At 70.0% G+C, this 23,211-nt stretch carries 18 protein-coding genes; 12 read left to right on the top strand and 6 right to left on the bottom strand.

Annotation, left to right across the window (positions count from 1 at the left end; translation table 11 throughout):
- The gene (locus WMF22_RS42990; RefSeq protein WP_438033500.1) at positions 1-1,038 is read left to right on the top strand and encodes a hypothetical protein; all 1,038 of its coding nucleotides are present in this window, start codon (positions 1-3) and stop codon (positions 1,036-1,038) included.
- A 184-nt stretch (positions 1,039-1,222) separates the two neighbouring features.
- Here WMF22_RS42990 and WMF22_RS42985 read toward each other — a convergent pair whose 3' ends face one another.
- Positions 1,223-1,393, bottom strand: a complete 171-nt coding sequence (locus WMF22_RS42985; RefSeq protein WP_438033499.1) for a hypothetical protein — start codon at positions 1,391-1,393, stop codon at positions 1,223-1,225.
- Between the two features lie 336 nt (positions 1,394-1,729).
- Between WMF22_RS42985 and tnpA the strand changes: the two genes are divergently transcribed.
- The 10 genes from tnpA (at position 1,730) to WMF22_RS42935 (ending at position 13,994) form a co-directional block, all read left to right on the top strand.
- Complete coding sequence (gene tnpA / locus WMF22_RS42980) at positions 1,730-2,071, top strand: IS66 family insertion sequence element accessory protein TnpA (RefSeq protein WP_437296051.1); 342 nt, start codon at positions 1,730-1,732, stop codon at positions 2,069-2,071.
- Entirely contained in the window at positions 2,068-2,439 is a 372-nt protein-coding gene (gene tnpB, locus WMF22_RS42975; protein WP_437296052.1) for an IS66 family insertion sequence element accessory protein TnpB, read from the top strand. The genes tnpA and tnpB overlap by 4 nt, the downstream gene beginning before the upstream one ends.
- Positions 2,440-2,481: 42 nt before the next feature.
- Complete coding sequence (gene tnpC, locus WMF22_RS42970) at positions 2,482-4,164, top strand: IS66 family transposase (protein WP_438032201.1); 1,683 nt, start codon at positions 2,482-2,484, stop codon at positions 4,162-4,164.
- A gap of 638 nt (positions 4,165-4,802) precedes the next feature.
- The gene (locus WMF22_RS42965; protein WP_438033498.1) at positions 4,803-7,277 is read left to right on the top strand and encodes a proprotein convertase P-domain-containing protein; all 2,475 of its coding nucleotides are present in this window, start codon (positions 4,803-4,805) and stop codon (positions 7,275-7,277) included.
- Between the two features lie 15 nt (positions 7,278-7,292).
- Positions 7,293-8,501 carry a cytochrome P450 gene (locus WMF22_RS42960; RefSeq protein WP_438033497.1) on the top strand — a complete coding sequence of 403 codons (1,209 nt, stop codon included), beginning with the start codon at positions 7,293-7,295 and terminating at the stop codon, positions 8,499-8,501.
- Positions 8,502-8,731: 230 nt separating this feature from the next.
- Positions 8,732-9,070, top strand: coding sequence for a carboxymuconolactone decarboxylase family protein (locus tag WMF22_RS42955; RefSeq protein WP_438033496.1), 339 nt, complete (start codon positions 8,732-8,734; stop codon positions 9,068-9,070).
- A gap of 36 nt (positions 9,071-9,106) precedes the next feature.
- Positions 9,107-9,862: a DUF488 domain-containing protein gene (locus WMF22_RS42950; protein WP_438033495.1), complete on the top strand. Its 756-nt coding sequence runs from the start codon at positions 9,107-9,109 to the stop codon at positions 9,860-9,862.
- A 184-nt stretch (positions 9,863-10,046) separates the two neighbouring features.
- Positions 10,047-11,432, top strand: a complete 1,386-nt coding sequence (locus WMF22_RS42945; RefSeq protein WP_437295718.1) for a sigma-54-dependent transcriptional regulator — start codon at positions 10,047-10,049, stop codon at positions 11,430-11,432.
- A 370-nt stretch (positions 11,433-11,802) separates the two neighbouring features.
- Positions 11,803-12,597, top strand: coding sequence for a hypothetical protein (locus tag WMF22_RS42940; protein WP_438033494.1), 795 nt, complete (start codon positions 11,803-11,805; stop codon positions 12,595-12,597).
- A gap of 614 nt (positions 12,598-13,211) precedes the next feature.
- Positions 13,212-13,994: an alpha/beta hydrolase family esterase gene (locus WMF22_RS42935; protein ID WP_438033493.1), complete on the top strand. Its 783-nt coding sequence runs from the start codon at positions 13,212-13,214 to the stop codon at positions 13,992-13,994.
- 52 nt (positions 13,995-14,046) lie between these two features.
- Here the strand turns inward: WMF22_RS42935 and WMF22_RS42930 are convergent, their stop codons facing one another.
- Both WMF22_RS42930 and WMF22_RS42925 read right to left on the bottom strand, forming a co-directional pair.
- The gene (locus WMF22_RS42930) at positions 14,047-14,868 is read right to left on the bottom strand and encodes an SIMPL domain-containing protein (protein ID WP_438033492.1); all 822 of its coding nucleotides are present in this window, start codon (positions 14,866-14,868) and stop codon (positions 14,047-14,049) included.
- Positions 14,869-15,081: 213 nt separating this feature from the next.
- Positions 15,082-16,059, bottom strand: a complete 978-nt coding sequence (locus WMF22_RS42925) for a DUF4423 domain-containing protein (RefSeq protein WP_437295714.1) — start codon at positions 16,057-16,059, stop codon at positions 15,082-15,084.
- Positions 16,060-16,167: 108 nt separating this feature from the next.
- On the opposite strand from WMF22_RS42925, the gene WMF22_RS42920 reads away from it, so the two are divergent.
- Positions 16,168-16,791: a hypothetical protein gene (locus tag WMF22_RS42920; RefSeq protein ID WP_437295713.1), complete on the top strand. Its 624-nt coding sequence runs from the start codon at positions 16,168-16,170 to the stop codon at positions 16,789-16,791.
- A gap of 11 nt (positions 16,792-16,802) precedes the next feature.
- Here WMF22_RS42920 and WMF22_RS42915 read toward each other — a convergent pair whose 3' ends face one another.
- The 3 genes from WMF22_RS42915 to WMF22_RS42905 form a co-directional block, all read right to left on the bottom strand.
- Positions 16,803-17,624, bottom strand: coding sequence for a hypothetical protein (locus tag WMF22_RS42915; RefSeq protein ID WP_438033491.1), 822 nt, complete (start codon positions 17,622-17,624; stop codon positions 16,803-16,805).
- A gap of 162 nt (positions 17,625-17,786) precedes the next feature.
- A complete protein-coding gene (locus tag WMF22_RS42910; protein ID WP_438033490.1) occupies positions 17,787-21,575 on the bottom strand; it encodes a serine/threonine-protein kinase in 3,789 nt (1,262 codons plus the stop codon).
- Positions 21,576-21,847: 272 nt separating this feature from the next.
- Positions 21,848-23,173, bottom strand: coding sequence for a non-reducing end alpha-L-arabinofuranosidase family hydrolase (locus tag WMF22_RS42905; protein WP_438033489.1), 1,326 nt, complete (start codon positions 23,171-23,173; stop codon positions 21,848-21,850).
- Positions 23,174-23,211: the final 38 nt, after the last annotated feature.

Raw genomic sequence — 23,211 nt, 5'->3', positions numbered from 1 at the left:
ATGATCCTCAGTGCAGATGCGCTCGCTGTTCCCACCCGCACGACCCAGAGCGATGTGTTCGAAGCCTACGTGGACCGTCTTCTTGGATGGCAGAATGTCGCAAGCAGTAGACTTGTAACCACAGTAATTTCGGAGCGCACCGCTGAGGTGTTACTGGCAGCAGGGCTCTACCCGTTTGGTCCTCATCTTCGCCAAATGATCGAATCGTGCGGCTTGGAAGAGATCTCAGTAAACGACATTCTCCGAGTTGCCAATGATCTCTTGGGCCGAGGCGTGTACATTGAGGATGATTGGGGCATAAGCGACGTGTCATGGATTAGCGTGACCTCTGTCCCCGATCTGACTGCTGATTGCTGTGTTCCAGACTTGCGACGTGACATCGAACGGCTCTTGGCGCTGATGACATTGCTGGGTCGCATCGCCCCAGATGTCTGCGCTGCTTCTGTGCTCATTGTAGCACAACAGTGTTCATCGGTTGCTCATGTGACTTCCATGATTGACATTGTTGAGCCTAAGGCGGTCAATGACGGACGTGTTGCATGCTTTGCTTACCCTGTCCCGATGTCGGCGTGTGTTTGCGTTGGCTTTGATGTTGTGTCCGCGGCACAACACCTTGATAATGTAAGGCTTTGGTGCGCCGTGGAAACAGTTGAAGAAGCGGATATGATTATTCGCCTTGCATACCTTAAGGAGGCTTTTGGGGTTGACAAGTCTGTGCAGTGGACAGGTGTGCCTCATTTTCGAATTCGCCAGCAGTTTTTGGATAGTTGTGGACGCTATGGGTTTATGCATGAACCGTCGAGAGTGAAACGGCTTCTGTCAGCACTGGTGGACCTACTACTGTCAAGAAATGAAAGCCGTGGACATGCGCTTCGCACAGGGGCTGGCGGAAACGATCCTCCGCGCCTGCGAGGGAAAGATCGGGCGTGGCGCCATGATGTGGATTATGAATTTCATCTTCATATCTGGAGAATGGAATCTGGTGTTATTGAGTTTGCCTGCCTGGTGACTCATAATGACTTTTATATTCCGGAGTAGACTCGGTAGAGTGGGTAGTCACAGCATTCAGAACTCCTAATGAGTACGCGCCTTGCTCTCGGATGGGCGATCACGAGAACGCGGCATGCGGCAGCCTGCGGGGTGCGGGGTCCGGAGCCGCGGTCTCGATAATGGTCGGGGCCGGCGGCGGAGAGGACGGCCACGGGATAGCATTCAGAAATGGCTACGAGCGGGCGTGGCACACGCTGGCGAGGTCGACCACTGGCGCGAGGTGTAGCGCCTGCTCCGGGACGTTGAGGCGCTTCGTGAGGGGGCGAGCGACGATCTGCGCGGTCGCGAGGGCGCCCGCTGCATGGGCAGCGGTGATGGTCTGCGTGAGGGTCGCGACGAGCACCTGGCGTGGGCTGCTCCTCGGAGGCGTGGCCAGGGCTGCGTCGGGTCGGGGAGGGATCGCCGACGCTGTCTCATGCGCGGCCGCCGAGGGCACCACCGGCAGCGTTACGGAAGCGTCCGGCCAACCAGAGATCGCGGGGTTAGCGCCCGCGGTCGGCGTGTTCACGTCGGCCTCGACCTTTTCGAAACCCGCGCAAACCTGCCCGATCTCGTCATCCCGCTATCCCTGGAAAAGCGACGCTATATCAAACGCTTACCCATGTATCGTACGCGTTCTGCGGACCACATCCTGTCTTCGAGCCTCTGCGCCGCTTAGAAACCCGCGCCGGAGGTACCGATGGACGAGAGCACACGCACCTGGCGCGACCGCGTGGCGCGCTGGCACAAGAGCGGGCACTCCGCCCGCGTGTTCGCGGAGCAGGAGGGGGTCAACGCCGGCACACTGTACTCCTGGAGCCGCCGACTGGGCATGAAGCGGAGCGAGCACCGGCAGCGCTCGGAGAAGGCGACGCTTCCGGCGCTGCTGCCCGTGGTGGTCGCCCCGCCTGCAGCCACGACGCCCTCTTCGGGCGCGGCGCTGGAGATCGTCTTGCCGGACGGGGCGGTCGTCCGCGTCCCGCCGTCGTTCGACGAGGTTACGCTGGCGCGCGTTGTTCGTGCGCTCGGGGGGGCACGATGATCCCTGGCCGCGTCTCGATCTACGTTGCCACCGAGCCGCTCGATCTACGGCGCTCGTTCGATGGTCTCGCTGCCGTCGTGCGCGAGGTGCTGCGACAAGACCCGCTCTCCGGAGCGCTGTTTCTCTTTTTCAACCGGGCGGCCGATCGCTGCAAGGCCCTTTGGTGGGACCGCAGCGGATACTGTCTACTTTACAAAAGGCTCGAGCGTGGGGCATTTCGAGCCCCACGTGCCGTCACTCCGGGAGCCACGAGCGTCCTTATTGACGCCGCCGAGCTCGCGAAGATCCTGGAAGGCATCGCCCTGTCGCCCTCGAAGTTGCGGCGAGCGGTCCCGTTCGCCGAGACCGCACCGCCGCAGGTCCCCTGATCTCGCCTGACAGCCTCGCACGCTCCTGGGTAGCCCCCACGGTTGCATTGCCTCGAGCGACATGAATTTTCCTCCACAAGCCCCTTCAAAAAGCAAGAGCTCACGAGTACTTACCGCGTCGTGAGCAAGCCGGTCGAAGAGCAGATTCGCGAGCTCAAGGACAAGCTCGCGCGCGCTGCCCACGAGCGGGACGAGTACCGCAAGCTCTACGAGCTCGCCAGCATCGAGCTGGAGCGGCTTCGCCGGCACATCTTCGGCCAGAAGGCCGAGCACGTCGACCCCGGGCAGATGCAGCTCGCCTTCGATGCGATCGTGCAGATGCTCGCGGGCACCGGGGCGCAGCCGGATGCGGGCGCGACCGGCTCACCCGACGGTGGCGATGGCGCGGCGCCGAACGGCTCCTCCGGAGGCGGGGACAAGGGGCGCCAGGCTCGCCCGCACGGGCGGCAACGGCTGCCCGAGCATCTGCCGGTCGAGCGGATCGAGCTGTTGCCGCCGGAGGCGCAGGACGAGCGCGCGACCGCGCTTGTCCGCATCGGCGAGGAGGTGTCGGAGACGCTGGAGTGGCGGCCCGCGAGCTTCGTGCGACTGCAGATCGTGAGGCCGAAGTTCGCGGTCAAAGGTGAGCCCGAGCAAGGCATCACGATCGCCGACGTCCCCGACAGCCCTGTCCCGCGCAGCCTCGCCGGTCCGGGGTTGCTCGCGCACGTGCTGGTCAGCAAGTACGCCGACCACTTGCCGCTCCACCGGCAGGAGAAGATGTTCGAGCGCTGGGGCCTTCACCTCTCGCGCTCGACGCTGTGCGGCTGGGTCGAGGCGTGCGCCGACAAGCTCGCGATCCTCGTCGGGGCGATGGCCAAGGACGCCCTGAACGCGCACTGCATCGCCATCGACGCCACCGGCGTGCTCGTGCAAGCAAAGGACAAGTGTCGGCGGGGCCACTTCTGGGTCCTGGTGGCGGACCGAGATCACGTCCTGTTCCGTTTCACGCCGCATCACAACCAGGATGGCCCGAAGGAGTTCCTTCGCGGCTACAAGGGCTATGTCCAGGCCGACGCCTCGAACGTCTACGAGCAGCTCTTCCGCACCGAGGGGGTGACCGAGGTCGGTTGCTGGGCCCATTGCCGGCGGAAGTTCTTCGAGGCGATGACCTCCGACCGGGACCGCGCGACGGTAGCCATCGGCTTCATTCGCAAGCTCTACGCGATCGACAAGGCGACCAAGGAGCTGGTTCCGAACCGTCGAACCGAGCAGCGCCGGACGGATGCCGAGCCCGTGCTCGTGGCCTTCCGCGCGTGGCTTGAGACAGAGGACCTGCTCGTCCTGCCGAGGAGCCCCATCGCAGGCGCCATCGGCTACGCGCTCAACCAATGGACCGCACTCACTCGCTTCCTCGAGGATGGCCGGCTCCGCCTCGACAACAACCGGAGCGAGCTTGAGCTCCGCCGTGAAGCCGTGGGCCGTAAGAACTGGCTCTTCGTGGGCAGCAAGGACGGCGCCGAGTGGAACGCCACCATCGTGTCGCTCATCGCCTCCTGCGCGCTGCACGGCATCGAGCCCTGGGCCTACTTGCGCGACGTGCTGATCATGCTGCCCACCTGGCCTCCCGAGCGGGTCATCGAGCTCGCTCCGAAGTCCTGGAAGCAGACCCTCGAGAACGCCGACGCTCGGCAGCGGCTCGCGGCCAGTCCGTGGCCCCGGGCGCCGGACGCGACGCCCAGCTGATCGATCGTCGGCGTCGCCGTCCGCTGCCGTGGGCACGGACGCATGCTTTCCGGCTGCCGGGCGCGCAGCTCGCCGGCTTTGGCGCGCTGGTGCCGGCTCTTCGGCGCTTGCGCGGTCGACGCGTGGCTTCCGGCGCCTTGTCGACGATTCGGGCCCGGCAGAGGCATCGGCGGCACGCGGCTTCGCCGCCGCGCGCCTGCGGGCGACGTGCACGCGGGCGGTGACCTCAGCGTCGACCGCCGTTTCCTCCGCTCGCTGCTGGGCCCAGCCACCCTTCGCCGCAGACCGCTCTTCCTCTCGCATCGGGTCGCGAATCTACGGCGACGCCACGCACCACGCGAGGATGGGGTCTACAGGACGGATACCATGTATCGAAGAAGCCGCATTCACTCCACAGCCTGCGGGGCGCACAGCGACGTACCTCGGACGTCCCGCTCCTGAAGTGGGCACCCGCGGCGTCGAGACGTCAGCTGTGATATTGCCCCACCACGGGGCCAGGGCGCTGTGGGGCAGCTGAACGGAAGGGGAACGACGTGAAAAGCAGGGATTTCGTCAACTCGTCCGTCGTGCTGGGAGCGGCGGCGTTGGTCCTCGCTGGCTGCGGCGCAAGCGAAGGCGATGGCCTTGGTAGGGCACACTTGGCCGCCGGACAGGAGCTCGCTTCGGAGGCGGAGCCCAACGGGACGGCGTTGCAGGCGAACGCCATCTCCAGCGATACGGTCGTGCGCGCCAACCTCGTTCCGGACGGCGACACGGATCTCTTCTCGTTCCAGGCCCCCGCCGGGAGCCGTGTGTACGCCGCCATGATGACCGCGTCTTCCACCGCATCGCAGGACGCCGACCTCGACATCCTCGATCAGGATGGCACGACCATACTGGAGACCGACGTCTTCAACGGGTCGTTCGGGGGCTCCTCTCCGAGCATCGCGGGCACGCCCCTCGCGACCGCGGGAATGTACCACGCGCGCGTCCGCGTGCCTACCGCGACGGCCCAGCTGCGCCCGTACGACCTCCACCTCAAGGTGCAGAGCGGCGCGCCCACGGCGGAGGTCGAGCCGAACGACACGACACCGCAGCCGCTCCCCGCGACCGGCTGGATCGCTGGCACGCACACCAACGCGAGCGACGTCGACAGCTACTCGCTCTCCCTCAACGCCGGCGACACCCTCTTCGCGAGCCTCGATCAGGATCCGACGCGCGACCTCACGCAGTTCGCCGCCGCGCTCGCGATCGGCCCCTTCGGGTCAGGGTTCGACATCCAGGTGGACAACCAATCCGGGCCTGTCGAGACACCCTACTCGGACGCCATCTTCGCGACCGTCAAAGCAGCGGGCACCTACAGGGTGACCGTGACCGGCTCGGTGACGGCGGGTAATTACGGGCTCAGTGTGAGCGTGCATCCGGCGGCGCCGAGCGTGGGGTGCACGACGTACGACAGCGCAAGCGTGCCCAGGGAGATCCTCTTCGGCGCGCCCACGACGTCGTTCATCGACGTCCCGGGCGCGCCCCGTATCGGTGACCTGAACGTGAGCGTCCGGCTCAGCCATCCCATGCCCCCCGACCTGGACGTGTACCTCGTCTCGCCGGCCGGCAACACCAACGGTCTCTTCACCGATATCGGCGATAGGATCTACCCGAACCTCGAACTCACGATCGACGACGAGGCTGCGTTCCCGGCCGGACACTTCACCCTGCTGAACGGCATGATGGTGCAGCCGGAGCGCGACTACCGCTTGCGCTGGTTCGACGGGGAGAACGGCGGGGGACGGTGGACGCTCACGCTCCGGGACGATACGGACAACTCGAACAACCTCGGCGTGTTGTCCGCGTGGAGCCTCACGATCTGCGACGCGCCGATCCCCGCGCTCTCGTGCTCGAGCGGCGACGCCCCGGCCGCCCTGCTGTCGGCGGACTTCGAGGGCGGCGCGCAGGGCTTCACGCACGCAGGCACAGCCGACGCGTGGGCGCTCGGCACACCGAGCGCCGCGCCGATCGCGACGTGCAACGGCGGGACGCAATGCTGGAAGACGAACCTCTCGGGCGTGTATAACGCGAGCTCGAATCAGGACCTCGTCTCCCCGCCGATCGACCTGTCCGGGGTGCAGGCGCCCATCCAGCTCCGCTGGGCGATGAAGTACCAGCTCGACAACGCGTCCTCGGATCACGGGTGGGTGGAGATCCGGGAGGTCGGGGGTGCGAACGCCAGGCGCCTCTGGGAGTTCCTCGACGCAGCGATGACCACGACCGTCGGTAGCTCCAACCTGGTGCTCCAGGAGAGCGCGGGATGGGGCACGCACTACGCCGACATCAGCGGATACGCCGGCAAGCGCGTGGAGGTGGTGTTCCACCTCGACAGCGACTCGAGCGTCCAGCTTGCCGGTCTCGCGATCGACGACGTGTCGGTCCTGGGCTGCCCGCGCAGCAGCACGGGCGAAGGCGGCGGTACCGGCGGCGGAAGCTCCACGGGTGAGGGCGGCGCGACGGGCAGCGGCGCCGGCGGCGCGGGGACCGGCGGCGCCACGGCGGCCAGCGGCGCCGTCACGAGCGGCGCTAGCAGCACGGGCGAAGGCGGCGCGACGGGCAGCGGCGCTGGCGGCGCAGGGGCCGGCGGCGCCGCGGCCGCCAGCGGCGGTAGCGGCGCAGGGGTCGGCGGCGCCGCGGCAGGCAGCGGTGGCAGCACCACGGGCGAAGGCGGCGCGACGGGCAGCGGCGCCGGCGGCGCGGGGACCGGCGGCGCCACGGCGGTCACCGGCGCCAGCACGAGCGGCGGCAGCACCACGGGCGAAGGCGGCGCGACGGGCAGCGGCGCCGGCGGCGCGGGGACCGGCGGCGCCACGGCGGTCACCGGCGCCAGCACGAGCGGCGGCAGCACCACGGGCGCAGGCGGCGCGACGGCCAGCGGCTCTTCTGGCGCGGGAACCGGCACCGCCACGGCGGGCAGCACCACGGGCGCCAGCCCCAACGGCGACCCGCCCGCCAGCAGCGACACGACGGGTGGCTGCGGGTGCCGCTTCGTGGGTCGCGAAGAGCCCCCGTGGCCATGGCCCGCGGCGCTCCCGCTCATCGCGCTGCTCAGAATGCGTCGCAAGCGGTTGCGCTCGCGAAGCTGCTAAGGCGATCCTCCCCAGATGACCCCTCAAACCATCGATATCCTCGATCCGGACCTCTACCTCGCGGGCGCGCCGCACGATCGCTTCGAGATCCTCCGCCGGGAGGCGCCCGTCCACTGGCACCCCGAGCCGGCGGGCAGGGGGTTCTGGGCGATCACGCGGCACGCCGACGTCGCCCGCATCTCGCGCGATCCGGCCGCGTTCTGCTCGGGGCGCGGCCTCTTCATCGAGGATCTCCCGCCTGGGGACATGCGCGACAACCCCGATGTCATGATCATGATGGATCCGCCCCGGCACGCCCGGTTCCGGGCGCTGGTCAGCAAGGGGTTCACGCCCCGTGTCATCCAGCGCCTCGAAGGCCACGTTCGGGAGCTCGTGACGAGGCTCATCGACGACGCCTGCGAGCGCGGCGGGTGCGACTTCGCCAGCGACATCGCGGGCAAGCTGCCTCTCTCCGTGATCCTCGAGGTGCTCGGCGTCCCTCGCGAAGATCAGGAGCAGATGCTCGACTGGACGACGCGGTTCTTCGGGGCCAGCGATCCCGCCTATGGCGTCACGCCCGAGGAGCTGAACGCCGTGCTCCACAACATGAACGCCTATGCGCACCAGCTCGCCGAGCAGCGGCGGAAGGAGCCCAAGGACGACATGCTGAGCCTGCTCATGGCCGCCGAGGTGGACGGCGAGAAGCTCTCCTATACGGAGTTCGGCGGCTTCTTCAACCTGCTGCTCACGGCCGGCCACGACACAACGAAGAACCTCATCTCCAACGGGATGCTCGCGCTCCTCGAGCACCCCGACCAGCGCCGGCGCCTGCTCGACGATCCCTCGCTCCTCCCGACCGCCATCGAGGAGATGCTGCGCTTCACGCCGCCGGTCTATTACTTCCGGCGCTCCGCGGTGCGGGACATCGAGCTCCACGGGCAGCGGATCGCCGCCGGCGACAAGGTGGTGCTGTGGTACGTCTCCGCCAACCGCGATGAGGCGGTCTTCACGGATCCGCACAGATTCGATGTCGGCCGGACGCCCAACGAGCACCTCTCCTTCGGCATCGGCCCGCACGTGTGCCTGGGCCTCGTGCTCGCGCGCCTGGAAGCGCGGGTCGCCTTCGAGGAGCTCCTGCGCAGGCTCCCCGATCTCGAGCTCGCCGGGCCGGCCGTGCGGCTCCGCTCGAACTGGGTGAGCGGCGTGAAAGCGATGCCGGTCCGGTGCGTGCGCCCTGCCAGGTAGCGCGGCGCGCGGCGGCGAGAAAAGAAGCATTCCGCGCTGCGGAAGGGCACGAGCGACGGCGAACGAGCACGTCTCCTCGATCGGTGCGTCGGGGAATGCCAGGGCGGGCGGTCGGCCGGAGGCCGTAGCCGGCACCCGTCGCGCCGGACGCAGAAGGGAGAGGCTTCCTTGCTTGTGCCGCGCGGCCGCCGCATCGAAAGAGCCCCTGGGCCAGCCATGAGGAGAAGCCTATGGGAGACCAGGTGTACCCGCTGCAATCGAAGGAGACCTCGCAGAAACGGCACGATCTGGCGCCCGAGCCGGACGAGGCCTTCCGCGAGTTCAGCAAGCGCGTGTTTGCCGAGGGCGCCCTGCCGGCGAAGGTGAAGCAGCTCATCGCCGTCGCCGTGGCGCACGTCACGCAGTGCCCGTATTGCATCCGCGGCCACACCCAGGGCGCGCTTCGACACGGAGCGAGTGAGCAGGAGATCATGGAGGCCATCTGGGTCGCCGCCGAGATGCGCGCGGGCGGCACGTTCGCGCACTCGGCCATCGCGATCGCCGCGATGGGGGAGCCACAGGCCCGATAGGCCGGCGTCCAGGCCCATGTTCGAACGAGGAGGGCCATGCGCACCGGGAAGGCGGAGTCCACGAATCACCGGCAGATTGGCCGGGAGACCGTCGTGCAGCGCGAGGGCCTGGAGGATCTTACGCTCGTCGTGGTCAAAGCGCGCCTCGCCTCGCAGGGTTTGCAGCGAGAAGGGAAGAAGGAAGAAGGGTGCATGGCCAGCGTGAGGCGACGAACGGCGACGAGGAGGTCGCGAACTGCGCGCGTTGGTGCCGAGACGGCGGGCGCGGTGCTCCTCAAGCGGGCTTACGAGCAGCCCGAAGCGGCCGACGGGTACCGTGTGCTCGTGGACCGGCTGTGGCCGCGAGGCGTGCGCAAGGACGCGCTCGCGATCGACGCCTGGATGAAGGAGATCGGGCCGAGCGACGAGCTCCGCCGCTCGTTCGGTCACGACGCTGCCCGGTGGGAGGAGTTCGCGGCGCGCTATCGCGAGGAGCTCCGCCGCCAGCCGGCCTCGGGGCTCGTGGACGAGCTCGTCGCGCAGGCGAAGCGCGGGACGCTCACGCTCGTGTACGGAGCAAAGGACGAGCTCCACAACCAAGCCGTCGTCCTCCGCGAAAGGATCGAGCAGCGGTTGCACAGGGCTCGCCCCCGTGCACCGGCCGCCCACGTCGCGGCAGAGGCCGCCCCCCGGGCGCGAGATCGAGCCCTCGCGGCGCCACACCCTACCTCGTCGAGGGGGCGGGCCCTGGGCGCGACGAAGGCGCGTGCGTCGCCCGCGCGGCGCACCGGCCCACGCGTGCGCTCGCATTGAGCTCGGCACGATGTCGCACCGAACCGGAGAACCGCCGGATACTCGCTCTCGCCCGCGAATGGATCGGTGAGCGAGACGGTGGATGAAGCTCGCAGCTCGCCTCGATCCGCCTGACGCCGGCTCCGCCCGCCCCCCACCCCGCGCAACCCTGGATCCGCGCCCTGGCAACGCGGTACGGTCACCCGTGACCGAGACCGTCCTGCTCATCGACGACGATCCGGGGTTCCGCGACGCCTACCGCGAGCTGCTCGCGCTGGAGGGCTACGCCGTCGCCGAGGCCGGGGCCGCCCCGAAGGCGCTCTCGGAGCTCCGCCGCACGAGCGCGCGCCTCGTCGTGCTCGACCTGATGCTCCCGCCGACGGGCCGCGCCGAGGAGGGCGCGGCGCTCGCGGACAAGCTGCTCGCCGAGCGGCCCGCGGCCAAGGTGATCGTCGTCTCGGGCGCGGGCGAGACCCCGCTCGCCCTGCGCCTCGTCGAGCGCGGCGCGTACGACTTCCTGGCCAAGCCCGTCGACCCCGACGTGCTGCTCTCCGTGGTCGCCCGCGCGGCCGCGCGCCTCGCGCTGGAAGATCGGGTGGCGGAGCTCGAGCGCTCGCTCGCCGCCCGCGAGGGCGACGCCTCGGCCATGCTCGGTCAGTCGCCGGCCTTCCTCGAGGCGAGGACGCTGTGCGAGCGCGCGGCGCCGACCGACGTCCCGGTGCTCATCACCGGCGACTCGGGCACGGGCAAGGAGGTGTTCGCCCGCTACCTGCACGCAAGGAGCCGCCGGAAGGACAAAGCCTTCATCGCGGTCAACTGCGGCGCGCTCGCGCCGACGCTCCTGGAATCGACGCTGTTCGGCCACCGGAAAGGCGCCTTCACGAGCGCGATCAAGGACGCTCCCGGCCTGTTCGTCGAGGCGGACGGAGGGACCTTGTTCCTCGACGAGATCGGCGACATGGAGCTGGCGCTGCAAGTGAAGCTCTTGCGCGTGCTCGAGACGGGCGAGATCCTGCCCGTGGGCGCCGCGCGCCCGCTGACCGTGGACGTCCGTGTCGTGTCGGCCACCCACAGAGCGCTCGAGTCGATGGTGGCGGACAGGACCTTTCGCGACGACCTCTACTGGCGCGTTCGCGGGATCGAGATCGCCTTGCCGCGGCTCGCGGATCGCGTGGGTGATCTGCCGCTCCTCGCGCAGCACTTCCTGAACCTGTCGCGGGCCCTCGTGCCGCGCTCGCCGGCGACCGCGATCTCGCCCGGCGCGATGCGCCGGCTCGAGGCCTGCGACTGGCCCGGCAACCTGCGAGAGCTCCGGCACGAGATGCAGCGCGCTCTCGTGATGGCCGGGGGCAGGGGAGAGATCCTCGAGGAGGACCTCTCGCCGGCGCGGCGAGGCGGCGCGCCCGCGGCCCCGGCAGGCGACGAGCCGGCCGAGGGGGCGACGCTGGAAGAGAAGATCGCGGCGCTGGAGCGGCGCGAGATCGCCGCCGCGCTCCGGGCGACCCAGGGCAACAGGAGCCAGGCAGCAGCGCGGCTCGGGCTGTCGCGGCAGGGGCTGCTCAACAAGATGGATCGTCACGGGCTGAAGTGATCTCGGTCGCTCGTGTGCTCATGAAGGAATATTTCGATCGAGCGAGAATGATACGGGATCTCACGGCCTGACGTGATCTCGGCCACTCATGTGTTGGTGAAGGAAAAATCCAACCGATCGAGAACGACACGGGATCGGAAAGCGCCCACAAAAACATGAGCCGCGCCGAGCGCGGGCCGGCACTGAAGGGATCGAGAGCGCGGCTCCTCATGGGCTGCAGCTGGGGCGGGTGGATCGAGAACATGGTCCCGCCGGCTCGGGGTCGCCTGTGCGCCCCGATCTGGCGCGATGCCCGCCGCCTGACACGCGCGATGTCGCTTGCTCCTCGCGAGCAGCGCCCATCGCGCGATGCGCAACTTCAGGAGGAATCATGACGCTTGGCAGGTTGGTGCTCGTGGGGTGTCTGTCGCTGGTTGGCTCCGCTCTCGTCGCCTGTGGGAACGGCGACCTGGATCGCCTGGGCGAGGGCAGGGGCAACGTGGTCGGGACTCCGCCCCCGTCCGAGGGCGACGGCTGTACGCTCACCCAGGGCTACTGGAAGAACCACGAGGAGAGCTGGCCGACATCGAAGCTCACCATCGGAGGCGTCGAGTACGCCCAGGCCGAGCTGCTGGAGCTCTTCGAGACGGCGCCGCGGGGCGACGCCAGCATGATCCTGTGCCACCAGCTGATCGCCGCGCTGCTGAACGTGGGTAGCGGCGCGAGCGACGCGGCCCTGGACGGGGCGCTCGCGGAAGCCGAGGCGTGGATGGCCGACAACAAGGACGCCGATGGCCGGCTCCCGTACGACATCAAGCAAGGCGACGCGGCCGAGGATGCCGTCGCGCTGTCCGGTGCGCTTGCGGACTTCAACGAGGGCGGCATCGGCCCTGGCCATTGCGATGACGGCCCCGGCAGCGGCTCCGGCGACCCCGGGGAGAGCAGCAGCTCCGGCGATCCGGGCGGCAGCGACGACGGCGGGCACGATTGCCCCGACGACGGAAGCACGGGTGAGAGCGATGGCGGCGGCGGCTCCGACCCCGGCGGCAGCTCCGACCCCGGCGGCAGCCCCGACCCCGGCGGTGGCGAAGGCGGGTCGGCTCCGACATGCGCGGATCCTTGCAGCGACGGCTGCGCCGACGGCTACATCTGCGTCGTCGGGTGCTGCGCGTTCATCGCCAACTGAGCCGGGAACGGCGAGCTCGCGCGAGCCGAGCTCTCATGACAGCTCACGGGTGTGCCGCGGCTGCCGCCGCGGCGCACCCGCCGGTATCTAAAGAGGGCGTCGCGCAGATCCAATTTCATTGACGCCGCCCATGTGAGCGCTCACAGTCGATCCGTCGCTCCTTCTTCCGCTTTGCCACGGACAGGCGTGCCATGCGCACCGGGCCTTTCGTCACTTCCGCGCGTCCGCCGTGACGGTCGGGCTGGTGCCTCCACGTGAGGCGCATCCTCGCCCGAGATCATCGCGGGATCGGCACGCGGCGAGCGCGGATAGGCGAATCGGGCGATCACGAGAGGGTCTAAACGATGCCGAGATCAGGTGTTCATTCCTCTTTTCCTGTCGTTCCTGTCGTCGCTTTGATGTTCCTCGCTTGCTCGTCCGAGACAGGCTCGCCCGGCGCGGGAGGCGGCGGAGCCGGTCAGGCCACCGGCGGCACAGGCGGGGCCCACTCGTCTGCGAGCGGCGGAGAGACCGCCTCGACAGGGGAAGGGGGAACGAGCGATGACGCCAGCTCCTCCAGCAGCGGCACGACAGGTGGGTCGACCGGGGGCGGACCGCAGGCCGGGAGCGGTGGCATGGGGACCGGCGGCACGGGATCGCCGGCGGGCAACCCGAGCCCGGGCTGCGGCAAGTCGGGGCGGCCCGAGAGCGGAACGGTGAAGGTCGACGGCGATCACATCTACACGTTTCCGGACAGCTACGATGGCAATACCCCGCTCCCCCTCTTGATGGGCTTCCACGCCTGCGGCAACCCGATCGACCAGTTCATCAACCTCACGCGAGGGTCGGCCTTCGAGACGGAGTACGTGCGCGCCGTGGGGAGGTCGTCGGACCAGGGGGGATGCTGGAACTACAACAACGACATCGCCAGGGTCCTGCGGATCTACGACGACCTCATGGACAGCTACTGCATCGACATGGACCGCGTGTTCGCCACCGGCCACAGCTCCGGCGCGCAGATGATCGTGCAGATCTTGACGCACAAGTCCGATGCCGAGCACATGAACTTCAAGGCGGTCGCGCCCGTCGCCGCCTCCGATTACGGCGCGCTCCAGGTGCCCACGCCCGTGATGTACATCCAGGGCAAGAACGACACCGTCCGCGGGGGAGACGGGGCGAGCACGGTCGCGAGGTTCTCCTCCGCCAACATGTGCGAGAGGGGCTCGACGCCGTATTCCCAGGTGATGGGCTGCCAGAGCAGCGGCAAGACGGTGAACCCCGGCTGCGTCTCCTACATCGGCTGTTCGGAGCCGACGATCTGGTGCTCCCACGACGATCCCGCGTACAGCAACACGAGCCACGGCGTGCCGTGTTTTGCCATCGAGGCGATGGTCGACTTCTTCACGAGCATGCCGTGAGGCCGCGCCGAGCCGCGATCGCGAGCGCCGCCTGCGCGCCGCCGCCCTGAGCTCACGGGTTCGGGGCAAACGCCACGCGGACCTTCACCGCGGAGGTGACACGGATATTGCCGGGCTCGAAGGGGAAGCCGTCCGCGCCTCCGAACGCCTTCATTTGCTGCGCAAATTCATAGCGCTCCTGCGGAACGACCGCGATCGACTTCAGCTCGACGATCCTGACGTTCGCCGCTTTGGCCACCGCCTTGGCGTTCGCCTGCGCGTCCTGCACGGCGGCCGCGATGGCGCTGCGGCGCGCCTCGGTGCGGTCGCTCAAGAAGAACTCGAGCCCGCCGACGTCATTGGCGCCCGAGGCGAGCGCGGCATGGAGGATCCTCGAGCCTGCGGCCTGGAGCTCGGCCGGCGACGCGCGCCGCAGCGCGACGGAGAGCTGGCTGGAAGCCGAATAGCCGATGATCCTGGGCTCGGTCACTTCCCCGGACGCCGGCTGCGACTCCCGGATCGGCGAGAGCGAGATGTCGACCGTGCGGATCTCCAGCCCCGGGATGGCGAGGCCACGCAGGGCGGCGAGCACGGCCTGTGACCTGCCCGCGGCCTTGTCGCGCGCGGCCCCGAGCGTCTTTTCGCGCACCTCCACGCCGATGCTCGTGCGCATCGAGTCCGCAGGCCTCGCGACCTCGCCGATGCCGCTGATCGTGATGGTCCGGTTCTCGTCATTCTCCGCCGTGGCGCCGGGTTCCTTGGCTGCGAGGCGATCCCCCGCGAGGGCCTGGGCGACGGGGCGCCCGGCAAGCGCGGTCGACGAAACGCAGGTCATGACGCCGAGCGCGAGCCCTGCAATCAGGCTTCCCGTGAGGGTCGGCATAGTAGGACGCATCGCGATTCTCCTCCTTCGAGCGGATCGTCTGCCCTGGCAGTCGAACTGGCTGTCAGCGCACCGAATCTAGGGCACGGGCGGCTCGACCGCGAGGGGCGGGCGCAAGGGGCCTTCGCGTCGGTAAAGTACGGCGTCTGCCCGCGAGGCGCCCGCATGCCGAGCTGCGGGCCTGCCCCGGGTTGACAGAACGTCCTCCTCTGCCCGGTTCGCGCCTCACGCGCCCAGCTCGAAGAGCTGCATCGCGACCAGCGCGACGCAATCGGGCTCGCGCGAGTCCGACACGATCTGCCGGAGCTCGTGAAAATACCGCACGTGCAAGGCCCGCAGCCGCGCGAGGTCGCCGCGCGCGACGCTGACGAGGTTGTAGGAGTACAGCCCCGGATCGCCGCGGCGCTGCCGGCCCGCGGCGACGTCGAGCCAGTGCGCTTTCAATCGCTGTCGCGGCTCGGCCGCGCCGCGGGTCATGTCGACCGTCTCGGCCGTGGCCGCGTACCGCCCTCCGCGCCATCGGATCAGGCCTGCCCGCGACAGGGCCTCGAGGCACGCGCGCACCTCGTCGCGCGGGAGCGCGAGGCGAGCGGCGACCCACGCGTCGTCATGGCAGGGGAGGGCCGCGTAGCCCGCGAGCTCGAGGACGCGCAGGACCGCGTGAGACCAGGGGAGCTCCGTCGCTATCCGCCGGCGCTCCTCGAGCACACCGAAGTCGCGCGCCACCGAGGGCAGCTGCCCCGGAGGGACGAAGAGCGCGAGGAAGTCGAGCAGCCGGTCGGTCGTCGCGTCGACGAGGGCCAGCACGTCGGGCAGCCGCGGCTGGGAGGTGCCCGCGATGAAGCGCGACACCTGGGACGCGCTGCGCCCGACGCGAGCGCCGATCTCGGCGTTGCTCAGCCCGCCCTTGACGGCCTGAAGGAGGGTGGCCGTGAGGGCCGGATCGGAGACGGCGACGCCCGCGCCGAAGGCCGACTCCTGGCGCACGAAGTCCGAGAGCACACGATGGACGTCAACGCCGTTGTACGCCGCGACGCGCAGCACCGTGGGGAACGTGGGAAAGCGCCGCCCGGACTCCCAGCCGAAGGCGACGTTCGTCCCGTAGCCGAGCCGGACGCTCAGCTGCCGCTGCGAGCGCCGGCCGCGGAGCGCCCGGCAGAAATCCCTCGCGATTTCATCGTATTGCGATGGTTTGTATCGCATTTATGCATCGATACTAGCACATCGGAGCGATAGATAATGCGTAACTGCGCTACAAGGCGCTTGCGGGGGCTCCTGCGCCGCGGCAGGTGGATGCCGATGGAGGCTTCGATGAACGTACGGATTGCTTGCTGGCTCGTGGCGGGGCTGCTCATGGGGTGCACGCGCGGGGGACAGACGGGGGAGGTCGCCGCCGACCCCTGCGACTTCCTCCCGCAGTCGACGGGTCAGGGCGTGGAGCATGCCCTCTCCGACCCGACGCCCCTCGGCGTGAGCGGCCAGGAGGCCATCGACGCGACAGGGGGGGCCGGGAGCTTCGACGTGACATGGGCCAACGGGACGACGAGCGCCGTGAGCTGGTCGCTCGTCGCCGACACCGAGAGCTCGCCGGTCGTGGCGTACATCGACCGCAGCAGCCAGTGCTCCGACGGGTATCTGCAGATCCTCGTGCTCGGGCATCTATCGAGCAGCGACGGCATCCTCCACCACGAGCAGCGCGGGGCGCTCTATCGGGGCGACGACGGGGCCGCGCAGCTTCGCCTGTCCTTCCTCTTCGACGAGAACCCGTTCCCGGACGTGTACGCCGGCCGCGCATCGGGGGACGGCTGCGCCGGGTGCGGCGGCGCATTCGAGCTCTCCGTCGAATCGCGCTGGGCGGCGGGCGAGTCGACCCCTCGGGGCCATGTGGACCTGATCGAGGGCGGGACGCTGCTCGGTGAGGTCGGCGCCTTCTGAGGGCGCGCCGGTCAGGGCAAGGCGGTGGTGATCACCTCTTTGATGGTCGCCGTGCTCTGGCCGGGGCGGTCGACACAGGACGGGTAGTACTGGCCGGCCCCGTTGAGGGCCTGGCAGACCTGGCTGCAGGGTCCAACCCTGCGGATCACCCCGCACCCCACGATCTGGCCGTCAGACATCAGGTGGCCCGCGGCGCACTCGCGCTGGTAGGCGCGCGAGTTGTCGACCGTCGCGCTGTTGTAGCAAGCGTTGAGGTAGGGCTGCGCCGCGAACAGGTTGCCCCAGAAGGCCCCCTCGACGTCCGGATAATCGATGAGCTCCTGGCTGGAGGAGAGCGTCTTCAGCGGAGCCCGCAGCGAGCGGGCGGAGAGGAGGACCGGTGTTCGATAGTAATTCACGCGCGCCGCCACGCAGCTGGAGACCATGCGCTGCCCGAGCTCGTCGAGCGGCCCGGTCGCCCAGGCCGGCGCGGCGCCGAGCAGCCCGGGGTAGCGCTCGTTGTGGACGGTGCCGCTGGAGTCCGTCCACGAGAAGTCGAACGACGCCGTGCTGCTCAGGGCGCAGCTCGTCGCATACCGCATGAACTCGCGCGCCAGCGCCCCGCTCGGGCCGGGATCCCGGATCGCGGCGAGGTTTTGCGCGCTGAGACCGTTGAGGTTCAGGGCGTTGAGGTTCAATGCGTTGAGGTTCAAGGCATTGAGGTTCAGGGCGTTCGCGCTGAGCGCATTGCCACCCAGAAGGGCTCCCCGGGATTCCCCCACGAGCTCATCCAGCGCCTCGGTGTCCCCCACCTCCGCGGCGCAGCCCGACAGCACCCCAGCCCAGACAAGCACGATGAATGTCTCCTTGAGCGACATGGGTTCCCCCCCATTTCTGGCGCATACCCGGCGGCTCCCTGCGCGCGGCGCGCGAGCGCGGGCTCACCAACTTCGCCCATAGGTTGACTATGGGTTCATTATTCTATATTTCGCATTATCACGCCCGTGCAAGGTGATTCAGCGGCGACGAGGGTGGGTGTCCGGGGCGTTCGATGCTGACAGCGCCGTCAGCTCCGCGTGCCAGCGACGGAGGCGACTGCCCATGACGGTCGGCGTGGTGGAGGCGGCCGCGAGGGCGCGCTCGATCTGCAGCCGGGCATCGACGTAGCGGCCGCGACGGAAGGCGGCGAGGGCCCGCGCCTCGAGCACCTCGATCCGCTCCTGTCCTACCGAGCAGCGCGCGGAGCGCTCCTCGAGCGCGGCCCACGCGGCGCGATCGTCGTCGCGCGTCGCGAGCTCGATCATCGAGCAGAGCACGTCCTCCGAGGGCTTCAGCGCGTCGCCGCCGGCTTCCTCCTGCGCCGCGCGCAGCCGCAGGGCGATCCCGCGAGCGCCCGCCTCGTCGCCCTGGTAGAGGCGCAGGCGCGCCGTCAGGAGCGCCACGGCGATCGGCGCGTGGTGATCGTCGCAGCGCGGCCCCATCGCCTGGACGGCGCGCGCATGGGGCGCCGCGGCCTCGAGATCGTCCATCAGGTACAGGTACTCGGCGAGGTTGAAGCGGCCGACGAGCTCGAACGCGGGCTGGCCGAGGTCGCGCCCGAGCGCGATGGTGCGCTCGCAATCGGCGATCATCCCGGCGCGGTCGCCCTGGAGGGCCCGCACGAGCCCGCGGTTGTTCAGCGCTGCGCCGAGGTGCATGAGATCGCTGCGCTCCTCGCAGCTCCGGATCACCGCGTCGAGGTCCCGCGCCGCCTCGTCGACACGGCCGAGGCTGGCCAGGATGAAGCCGAGCATCAGCCGGGCGATGATGTGTGTCTCATAACCCTCGTCCCCGAGCCGCGCGGCTTGCTCCGCGGCGCGCGACAGCACCATGGCCGCCTCGTCCTCGCGGTCGTCCCGGTGGAGCGAGCGGCCCACGCCGAGGAGCAGGCGGGCGCCGAGCAGGGGCGAGTCCACCCAGTCGGCGAGGCGCTCGGCGGCCTCGACCCGCTCGCTCGCGGCCCGGTACTCGCCCGTCCAGTCGAGGATCATGGCCTCATCGAGGAGGAGCTCGATCTCCGCCCCTGGCTCCGACGCCTCGGCCGCCTCCTCGCGCGCCGCGGCGAGGTCGGCGAGGGCCTCGGTGTGCCGCCCGAGCCGGAAGCGAGCGAGGCCCCGCGCGTGGCGCGCCGCGGGGAGCAGCGCGCCGACAAGCGCCTCGGCGCGCCCGTAGCAGCCCTCGGCGTCGAGGTAGGCCCGGCGCGCGGCCGCGAGCTCGGCGCCTCGGACGAGCAGCGACGCCGCCCGGGCGGTCAGGCCGCCGCGCTCGCAGTGCGCCGCGAGCACCAGCGGATCGGCCTCGCCCGCGCCCTCGAGCCACTCGGCGGCGAGGCGGTGGCCGAGCGCTCGATCGTCCTCGGTGAGCTGCGCATAAGCGCCCTCGCGCAGGAGCGCCTGGCGGAAGCAGTACTCCTCCTCGCCGGGGAAGCGGCCCTCGCGGCGGCGGACGCAGAGCTCCCCGGTGACGAGCGCGGAGAGGTGATCCGCGAGCGGCGCGGCGTCGCCGCCGAGCAGGTGCGCGACGGCGCCTCGCCAGAACACCTCGCCGAGCACGCTGGCGGCGCGCAGGATCCGGCGCGCAGGCGGCGAGAGCGCCTCCAGCCGGACCTGCACCATCGCCACCACGGTCTCGGGCATCGCTTCGCCCCGGCCCTCCGCCGCCGCGCGGATCAGCTCCTCGAGGAAGAAGGGCTGGCCCTCGGACCGGGTGACGAGACGATCGACGAGCGCCCCGTCGGCCGCGCCGCCCAGCGCCTCCCGCGTGAGCTGCGCGCACGCCTTCGGCGAGAGCTGCCTGAGCCAGATCTCCTGCCGCCCGCGCTCGCCCCAGAGATCGGGGTAGGCCTGCTTGATCTCGGGGCGCGCCGTGGCGAGCACGAGGAGCGGCTGGTCCGCGAGCTCGCGCAGCGCCGCGTCGATGGCCGCGACCGAGGCGCGATCGGCCCAGTGCACGTCCTCCAGCGCGAGCACCACCGGCTGGGCCGCGCACTCGGCGCGCAGAAAATCGCGCAGCGCGCGCTGCATCTGCTCGCCGAGCAGCTCGGGATCCTGCCGGGCGGCGCGCAGCGGGAGGCTGTCCTCGTCGGGGAAGGGGACGCCGGCCAGCTCTCCGAGGAACTCCTCGATCCGGCGGCGCTCCGCCTCGGGCGCGCGGCGGGCGACGCGGGCCCGGAGGAGCGCGCGCCGCTCCTCGATGGGCTCGCCGCCCTGGATCCCCGCCGCGCCCCGGATCACCTCCGCGAGCAGGCCGCCGATGGAGCCGGCGCGCAGCGGATCCCCGAGCGCCGCCCAGATCTCCGCGGGCGCGCCGGCGCGCCGGAGGGCCGCGAGGTGCTCCTGGAGCAGGCGGGACTTGCCCATGCCCGCGGCGCCGATGACGAGCACCGCCCGGGCGGCGGGCTCGCCGGCGCAGGCGGCGAAGGTCTGCTCCAGCAGGCGGAGCTCGTGATCGCGGCCGACGCAGGGCGTGGGCCTGCCGAGGAGCGGGCGCCACGGCTCGGCGGCGCTGCGCTCGCCGCGCAGCGCGACGGCGCCGGACGCGGTGATCGCGGCCTCGAAGCGGGCCTCGAGCAGCCCGGCGGTGGTCCTGTCGAGGAGGATCTGCGGCCCGCCCGCGCGGCCCGCGCCCCGGAGCAGCCCCGCCGCGCGCTGGATGGCGTCGCCGACCGGCAGGCCGCGCCCGAGCTCGCCCCAGCCGACCGTGATCGCGATCGGGCGATCGGGGACGCGCTCCCGCAGCGCCAGCGCGCAGCGCGCGAGCTGCGCGGCGACGTCGGTGGGCACGTGCGGGCGGCCGACGATGAGCACCGCCGTCCCGTCGGCGAGCAGCTCCAGGCGCCCCTCGAAGCGGGCGGCGACCTCCCGGAGCGCGCCGGCGTTCGCGTCCACCTCGCCGACCGAGAGGGTGGCGTCCAGCGCGGACGCCGGCGCGCGGCCGATCACCGCGACGCCGTGGAAGCGGCGCTCGCTGCTGGTGAGGGCGGAGCTCGTCGGCCCCGAGATCGCCCCGCCGTGGACCTCCTGCGCCGCGAGCGCGGCGTGGGCCGCGGCCCCGTCGCGCGGGCGCCGCGCCGGATCCTTCTCGAGCATCTGCGAGACGAGCGCGTCGAGCCATGGGGGCGCGCCGGGGCAGCGCTCGGACAGGCGCGGCGGATCGTCGAAGATGATCCTGGCGAGGAGGGCGACCAGGTGATCGGCCTGGAACGGCGGCGCGCCGGTGACGCACTGGAAGAGCACGCAGCCGAGCGAGAAGATGTCGGCGGGCGCGCCGACCTCATCGCCGCTGCGCGCCTGCTCCGGGGCCATGTAGTCGGGCGTGCCGACCAGCACCCCGGCGCCGGTGATCGGCGCCATGTCCGGGAGGCGGGCGACCCCGAAATCGAGGAGCCTGGGCTCCTCGATCCGGCCGCCGACGAGGAAGATGTTGGCCGGCTTGAGATCGCGGTGGACGATCCCCAGCGCGTGGGCGGCGCCCAGGGCCGCGGCGACGCGCGCCCCGAGCTCCACGGTCTCGGCGACCGAGAGCCGCCGGCGCGAGAGGAGCCGGGAGAGGTCCTCTCCCTCCAGCCACTCCATGACCAGGAAAGGCGTGCTCTCGCGCGCGGCGCTGTAGGCGACGTACCGGACGATCCCGGGGTGTGCGAGACGGGCAAGGAGCTCGGCCTCCCGCGCGAAGCGCGCGAGGTGGTGCGGCGACGGATCGTGCAGCACCTTGGCGGCGACCCGCCTTCCGGTGGTGACGTCCCAGGCGCGGTAGACCGCGCCCATGCCTCCGCTCTCCGCGAGCGCTTCGACGCGGAAGCGCCCCCCCAAGAGCTCCCCCGAGCGCACCGCTCAAGGATAGACGGAGAATGCCGTTCGTCCAGCGATCCCCTGGATTCAGGCCGCGGATCCTGCGCGCGCGGCGCCCCGGACGCATCGATGGTTTGCCCCGATTCCGACCCTGGCCGATGTCGGCCCGGGCTCGCCGGGGGCGCCGATCGGGAGATCGGCGCTCCTGCTTGAACGTCCCTCCCGAGAGATCGAGGAGGGGCGCGGCGTCACTTCTCGAGCGTGATCAGACCCAGCTTGTACGGCAATCTTTCGTAAGCCCCTCCGGCGTTCGGATCTCTCCCCTGGTAGAGGAATTGCATGTTGCACGCGTTGATGGTCATTCGCTCGTCGCTCCCGGAGCGGACCATCTCACCATGGCTGATGTCGTCGCTCCACTTTCCGCCTTCGAACGTCACGTTGGCAGGGCCGGCGAAGGGCTTCTGCTTGGTGTCCGCCAGGGGAGCCCAGGGGCCGTCGATGCTCTCGGAGGTCCACGACCTGAAGAAGCGAGGGCTGTTGTCGAACGCCTCGACCAGGAGCAGGTACTTGTTCGTGCCATCCACCTTGTAGACGTTGCTGGCCTCGAACAGGAGCCCCGAGCTGGGGGCCGTCATGACGGTTTCGTAACCGTCGAAAGCCGGGAACTTATCGATGCTGACCTTGGAGCGGTAGAGCTTCCCGTCGTCCCGCGAGAAGAACAGATGGCAGTTCTTGTCGTCGCAGATGTTCCAGAAATCCAGCGCGCCAAGGGTGTTCCCCATCTGGCCTGGCTCGCCCTTGAGCAGCGCCTGGGGCCGGCTCCAGCCGTTGACGTTGCTGATGTCGTCGTTGGTCGAGTACCTGCCGTTCCACTGGTAGATGAGGTACCACTTGTTGTGCGGCCGGAAAAAGAAGACCTGGGGCGCGACCGTGCCGCCGGTGGGCCAGCTCGCCATGTGATGCTGCTGAGCGGAGGCCGCCTGAGAGAAGTCGGTGAAGTTCAAATACACGGAGCTCCACCCCCCGTTGCCCGCCGTGTCGTACACGGTGGCAAATACGTGGTACTTGCCGTCGTGGAACACGATCGTCGGGTCCTTGATGGAGACGAAGTTGCGACCGGAAGCCGACTTGGGGTTGATCACCGGAGGCCCCGACTTCCACTTGAACGTGGTGGGCAGGTCGCAGGTCACGGGCGAGCCGCCCGCGCCCGTGCCCGCGCCCGCGCCGCCGCCGCCGTCCCCCGGATCGCCGCCGCTCCCCCCGGCCCCGGACGTCGGGTCGCCGCCCGTGCCCGGGTCGCTTCCGCTGCTCGTGCTCGTGCTCGTGCTCGTGCCGGGGCCTGATCCACCCGTGCCGCTTGCGCTCGTGCTCGTGCCCGCGCCCGCGCCTGTCGTGCTGCTGGCGCTCGTCGTCGGGTTCTCCGAGCCACCCGTGCCACCACTGGACGGCTGGTCGTCCCCCGTGTCGCTGGCGCAACCGGCGAGCGCGGCGAGCACACAGCCGAGGGCAGAGAGACGAAGGAGGGAACGGGAAGGAGTCAGGGTCTGACGGTGCAAATCGAAGGGAGTGATCATGCTGGTCTCCAGAGGGATGCCCAGTCGGGCAGCGAGCT

The organism is Sorangium sp. So ce204 (assembly GCF_051526795.1).
Taxonomy (GTDB): Bacteria; Myxococcota_A; Polyangia; order Polyangiales; family Polyangiaceae; genus Sorangium; species Sorangium cellulosum_B.
Note: the sequence above shows the minus strand (reverse complement) of the source record. Positions and strands in the feature narration are given on the sequence as shown.